The sequence below is a fragment of the Arthrobacter sp. SPT-J7 genome (assembly GCF_059089965.1).
The window spans coordinates 1-2049 of sequence record NZ_JBNHFF010000371.1 but is presented as its reverse complement, the minus strand read 5'-3'; the positions used below and the strand labels follow the sequence as shown (position 1 = coordinate 2049).

2 protein-coding genes are annotated in these 2049 nt (G+C 63.7%); one reads left to right on the top strand and one right to left on the bottom strand.

The window, feature by feature from the left end:
* A partial coding sequence (locus AC5RWX_RS32745) for an NADP-dependent oxidoreductase (RefSeq protein WP_494100333.1) occupies positions 1 to 866 on the bottom strand: 866 nt, incomplete at its 3' end.
* Positions 867 to 1009: 143 nt separating this feature from the next.
* On the opposite strand from AC5RWX_RS32745, the gene AC5RWX_RS32740 reads away from it, so the two are divergent.
* The gene (locus tag AC5RWX_RS32740; protein WP_494100332.1) at positions 1010 to 1828 is read left to right on the top strand and encodes a pyruvate, water dikinase regulatory protein; all 819 of its coding nucleotides are present in this window, start codon (positions 1010 to 1012) and stop codon (positions 1826 to 1828) included.
* Positions 1829 to 2049 lie beyond the last annotated feature (221 nt).

The following is a 2049-nucleotide window of genomic DNA, read 5'->3' as shown; positions in this document are numbered from 1 at the left end:
AAGGCATCAGCGGCTTTTTCCAGCGGAAAAACCTCGGCAACTTCCACGCGCATCTTCCGGCTGTCCACCAAATCGGCGAGTTCCTGCAGGTCGGCTCCCACCGGACTAACCCACATCCAGTCGCCGCCGTGCTCTTCCACTTCACTGTCGGCGATCGAGGCGTGCCGGCCTCCTTCGGCCAGCACGGCCAGCGTCGCCTTGAGGTTTCCGCCGACGAAATCGGCAACGACGTCCACACCGTTAGGACGCAGCGCGCGAACGCGCTCGGCGAGCCCATCGCCGTAGGCAACCGGCTCGGCTCCCAGGGAGCGAAGGAATTCATGGTTCTTCTCTGAGGCAGTGGCAATGACACTGGCGCCCAGGGACACAGCGATCTGGATGCCCAGGGAGCCCACGCCTCCGGAACCCCCGTGGATCAGGACAGTTTCGCCGGACTTCAGGCCCAGGCGGTTGAGAACCTGGTAAGCGGTCAAGCCGGCCAGCGGCAGCCCCGCGGATTCGTTCCACCCGAGCGAGGCAGGCTTCCGGGCCAAGAGCCGCTCCGGCAGCGCGATGTACTCGGCAAAGCTTCCGCCGTGGACGTAGTCCTTGCGGCCGTAGGCGAAGACCTCATCGCCGGGCTGGAACTGCCGGGCATCAATTCCCACCGACTCCACAACCCCTGCTACATCCCAGCCGGGGATGGCGGGAAACTGCAGATCCATGACGGCATCCAGGTACCCGGCCATGATTTTCCAGTCCACTGGGTTTACTGCGGCTGCCTTGACTCTGACCAGGACCATTCCCGGCCCGACTTTCGGCATTGGTTGGTCACCAAATTCGAGGACGTCAGGGTTTCCGTATGAGCTGTAAGTGATTGCCTTCATGCCTTTCACAATGGCATAGGCATCTTCGCTATTCCGGATCCCGGCGCTAAGTGGTGTATCGCACGGCTGGGTCAGGCCGGGGCGCCGGTGCCGAGATTGCCCCTGGCGCCGCGCGCCCGGCAACGGACCGCTAGGGTCGTTCCATGACCACTGACGCTCTCCGGCCTGTCTATTTCCTTTCGGACAGCACCGGCATCACCGCGGAAACGCTGGGCAACACGTTGCTGACGCAGTTTCCCGGGAACGACTTTGACCGCATCACCATTCCGTTCATCACCACGGTTGAGCAGGCGCGGTCCGTTGTTAAGATCATCGACGCTGCCGCCGCCACCGGCCCTGCCCCGCTGGTCTTTTCCACCGCGGTCAGCAGCGAAATCCGCCAGACTCTGTCTACCTGCCAGGGAATCATCGTGGACCTCATCGGCACGTACGTCGAACAGTTGGAGCACGCGCTGGGCAGCCATGCCAGCGGCGAGCCCGGCCGGGCGCACGGCCTGGGAAACGCCGCGCGCTACCAGTCGCGGATGGCGGCCGTCGAGTACGCCATGGAGCACGACGACGGCCAGAGCCTGCGTGCGCTGGAAAAGGCCCAGGTGATCCTGGTGGCGCCGTCCCGCTGCGGGAAGACGCCCACCACCATGTACCTGGCGCTGCAGCATGGGATCTTCGCCGCGAACTTCCCGCTGGTGGAGGAGGATTTCGCACGGGAAGGGCTGCCCAAGTCGCTCAAGCCCTTCGTGTCGAAATGTTTCGGCCTGACAACCAACCCGCTGCGCTTGAGCCAGGTACGCACCGAACGGCGCCGGGGCTCCTCCTACGCCTCGCTGCGCCAGTGCGGGTTCGAGTTGCGCAGCGCCGAGCGCCTGTACGAATTCCACGGGATTCCGTATCTCAACTCAGCCAGCGTGTCCGTGGAGGAGATGGCGGCCACCATCCTGCAAAAGATGAACCTCAAGCACTAGGGAAAAGTTTCACAAGGGCACTGTGGCACACATCACGTGGCGTGCTTCAGGAAGGCCTGCCAAGGTGGAGGAGACTTTTGCCCTCACCCGGCCACCGCCGGGAGCCGGGCCTTGGCATTTCACCCTCTGCGAAGGAGCAGTAATTATGGCGACAGACATCCTGTGGTTCTCCGAACTCGGACTCAAGGACCTGGACCGGGTGGGCGGCAAGAACGCCTCCC

Coding starts and splice junctions, on each gene's coding strand:
- AC5RWX_RS32740 (WP_494100332.1), top strand. CDS start 1,010: ATGACCACTGACGCTCTCCGGCCTGTCTATTTCCTTTCGGACAGCACC.